Raw genomic sequence first — 3,990 nt, 5'->3', positions numbered from 1 at the left:
GTTTAAACTGGTAAGGAAGTTATCCCGAACCTCCAGCCCCTCTAAAAGATTTAGGGTAGAAACATTGACGGCAGTAAGTTTATTTCCGGACAGGTTAAGCTCTTTTAAATTTGGAAAATGCCTCACATCAATTTCTGCAAATTCTTTATTGCCACTTACATTTAAATGCCACAGCGCAGGGTGCTCACCAGCAATCAACTCTTTAAAGCCCCCTCCCTCAATAGTGAGCATTTCCAATTTATTGTTCTTACTGATATCTAAAAAAGGTAATGGCATAAGCTGTAGTTCTACTACTGTCAATTCGGTGTTTTGTGAAAGTTCTAGCGCCTGGATCTGTGCAAATTCGAAATAAAGCGACTTCAGTTTGATATTATGAGTCAGATCAAGGCTACTCATTACCGGAGACCCCAGAAACAACCTTTCCAGATTAATATTCCCCGAGAGATCGATTTCGATCAGGTTCGATGCCTGAACTTCAAGATCCTTCAGGGTCACAAAGTCCTGAAGACCAGTAAGGTCAAGAAACTCCCAGCCGCCATACAAATAACTTTCAGAAAGATGCAAGGTTTCAATCTTATCAATATTTCCGGTCAGTACGTAATTATCCAGGACATCATCATAACCAAAATGGATTAACCATTTCTCAAAAGAATCATCGGGCAAATAGGTCTTTTCTCCACATAGCACATACGGGGAGTAAGCGTCCATTTCAGATTCGGAAGCAGGTTCGAAAATTCTTGTACGGGTTCCTTCAGTAGTTTGTATTTCCTCCTGAAGCTTTCCATCTTCCAAGGGTGTATAAGAGTAAATGACAGGAGATCCTTCATCTAATATAAACTGCAGAAGATGGTTATAATTGGCTACCATCACCGAAGTTCCATTTTCCTGCTCATTGCTTGTCTTCTCTTTGCATTTCAGGTCTGTAAAAAAGCTATTCCTGACGAAGAATTCTCCAAGGCTTCGATTTTGAAACTGTAAAAAGACTACCTGTTCTTCATCTGCGGAAGACCAGAAAGAGTTGTCCATACAAAAGAGGAAGGAATAACAGTCGCCCGGAACATATTCTTCATCTCTTCCGGCAGAACCTGTACCGGAACAAATATCTGTAAGAGTTGCTCTGAAGAAAAGACCATAAGCATTAAAACTAATTTCTCCGATCGATCCTGACTTCCCAAGGCTGATTAGGTTCTCCCCTTCCACCTTATAATCTCCAGTAATTGTACCATCCTGGTGAGTGATGATAAAAGTGCCATCTGCATTGAAAATTAGAGAGAATATATTGCACTGCGGAGTGGATTGCTTTTGCCGGGACATATTCTCTGACTCCTGAGTGTCCACATCCCACTTCCCAACAATCTTTTCCTCAAGTTTGAAAGCCGTTTTAGCCGGGATTTCCTCCCCGTCATCATTTGATGCTGAACAGGAAAGAAGCAAAGCAGCCGCAAACAGAGCCGCAAAAAAGGAATATTTCATCGATTAATTTTTAGGTACAGAATTAGAAATGAAAATTGTTGGTGACGGTTTGTTACCTCCCGGATCTTTTTTGCATCTTCTTTACAGATTTTGCAATATCTTTTAAATCTGAATTCTTTAGATTATAGGACATAGGTTTATACCGATTAAAGACAATCTCTCCACTTGTACTATGGTAAACGGTAAAATACTTTTCTGATGAACTTCTCGTGTACACGAGGTAATAAAAATCCTCGCCTGCAGTAATCGATTCACTTATCTTGGAAGCGCTTTTAAATTCGTATGGATAAGGATAATTCTTCATCAGCTTTTCAGGCTCTTGTGAACCTGATACGAGACCATACATTTTGCTCTTTTTATCCAGGACGTAATCAGGCACATAAAGAATTTTATTGGCCATGCCCGAAATAGCGGGAACTTCATCTTTACCTTCATAAAGACCTTTACCATCCCCTGTTTCCAGCAGGTCATTTATATTTCTAAAATAATTTCGTAAAAAGCCGGGACTCCAATTATTTATTTCGGCATTGCCATATAGGTAATCAAATATTTCACCTTCATCCATCAATGACATGTCCTTCATTGCTTCTTCAGTAGGGAAAAGATCAAGCCGTGCAAAAGTTTGCTTAAATTCTTTTCCTTTTTTATCCGTAAGATCCATATAAAAATGTAAAAATACATAGGAGTTATCAACGGTAGTGTACTTCTTGCTAACTGTTCTTAGTCCCTCGATAATAATAAAAGATTTTCCTTTAAGATCTGTTTTGCCGGCTTCAGCATAAGGTATAAGTAGAAGCTCGGAGATGGTCCAGACATCTTCAAGAGCCTGGCGTAATTCGGCAAGATCATCATTTGCACGATAGAAGAAGACAGTCTGAGAATTCCTCAATTTTTCTATGGCTTCTTCACTTAGGTCTTCTAAGTGAAGTTCTTTTTTCTCCACAGGTTTTACCCTGAATTGCCCAAAAATTGGAAGAGAGAACAGTATAGCTGCAATAATTAGAATATTAGGTTTTTTCACTTCCGGGATGGTTTAGATGAATAGCACTTTCAATATAGACCAAAAATTAATTGGTTTTCACTTTTTTAAGTAGATATTCGATAAAGTGACAGAATATCAGACAAATTTTTATAGGATTCCTATGGAATTCCAAAACCTGTAAGACTTTCCAAGGATTAATATATAATTAATTGGTAATTCCCTTGCACGCCAAAGCCCTGGTAAAAAAGGGGATTCCGTTAGTGGTTCTCGAATGCGGGTTTTCATTTGTTTTGCCGACCAAAGCTATGTGAGGAGGTAATTTGGGATACTGTAAATCGGTAATAACGAAGCAGTGAACACAATTTTTTCTCTGTTTTCTTCTTATTGTATAATTTCGGAATAAGGCCCTCTAATAAAGCTTAATATTTTTTATGATATTAAAATGAATTATGAGGATTTGCAATAAGATGAATAATTTTTTCTGGTTATTTTAAGATTTTTTGGCCTTCCTGCGTATCTTTATGTTTGTTAATAAACCAATATTCTACTCTAATGAAAAAACTATATATTTTCCTGATCTTATCAGGCATTTTTCTTTCGGCTAACGCCCAAACAATGACTCCCGAAAAGTTGTGGGAACTTGAAAGAGTTTCTCCAATAGGTTTAACCGATGACGGGCAACAGGTGATTTATTCCAGCACTTCTTATGATATAAGCACCAACAGCAGCAACTCTAAAACCTTTGTGCTTTCTCTTAAAGGTGGAGAACCTACTCAAATAAATTCCTATGATAGTATATACACAGATACCAAAGTATCTCCTTCAGGTGAATACAAAATAATTTCAAAAGAAGTTAAAGTTGAGCCGGTTAGCGGGGAGGATTTTTATCCTGAAATGGAAGAGTCTGATGTCTATATTTATGATGATCTCAACTACAGGCACTGGGATACGTGGGAAGATGGAAAGTACAGCCATTTGTTCATAAAGGATCTTTCTTCAGAAGAAGAATGGGACATTATGAAAGGAGAGCCCCATGATACTCCTTTAAAACCATTTGGCGGTTCAGAAGATTATATCTGGAATAATGATGGAACCAAAGTGTTTTATGTTTCTAAAAAGCTAAAGGGCAAAGACTATGCAGAAAGCACAAATTCAGATATCTATTCCTACGACCTCACTTCAAAAACAACTACCAATCTAACCGAAAACAATGAAGGTTATGATACCTCGCCTGCAATTTCCAGGGACGGAACTCTTGCATGGTTGCAAATGGATGAACCCGGATACGAAACCGATAAGAATGACATTATAGTTTTGAGAGATGGTCAAAAACAGAATCTTACCAAAGACTGGGATGAGACTGTGAGTAGCTTTCTATGGAGTGAGGATGGAGAAAAACTCTTTTTTGTAGCTCCTACTATGGGAACAAAACAGTTATTCGAGGTAAGTCTTCCAAAAGAGGGTTCAGGGGAAGTTAAACAAATCACCGAAGGCCAATTCGATATTACCGGGATGGTAGGTGAGGCAGATAACAA

3 protein-coding genes are annotated in these 3,990 nt (G+C 38.1%); 1 reads left to right on the top strand and 2 read right to left on the bottom strand.

Translation table 11 applies throughout. The features are described from left to right. A partial coding sequence (locus ACESK1_RS12395) for a hypothetical protein (protein WP_372920496.1) occupies positions 1-1,473 on the bottom strand: 1,473 nt, incomplete at its 3' end. 52 nt (positions 1,474-1,525) lie between these two features. Further along, on the bottom strand, positions 1,526-2,494 hold the full coding sequence (locus ACESK1_RS12390; RefSeq protein ID WP_372920495.1) for a hypothetical protein: 969 nt from the start codon (positions 2,492-2,494) through the stop codon (positions 1,526-1,528). Positions 2,495-3,007: 513 nt separating this feature from the next. Between ACESK1_RS12390 and ACESK1_RS12385 the strand changes: the two genes are divergently transcribed. Further along, positions 3,008-3,990: TolB family protein (locus ACESK1_RS12385; RefSeq protein WP_372920494.1), on the top strand; the 983-nt coding region annotated here is incomplete at its 3' end.

This window comes from Salegentibacter sp. (assembly GCF_041642575.1).
GTDB lineage: Bacteria > Bacteroidota > Bacteroidia > Flavobacteriales > Flavobacteriaceae > Salegentibacter.
The sequence above is the reverse complement of the archived record's forward strand: the minus strand, read 5'-3'. Positions and strand labels throughout refer to the sequence as shown.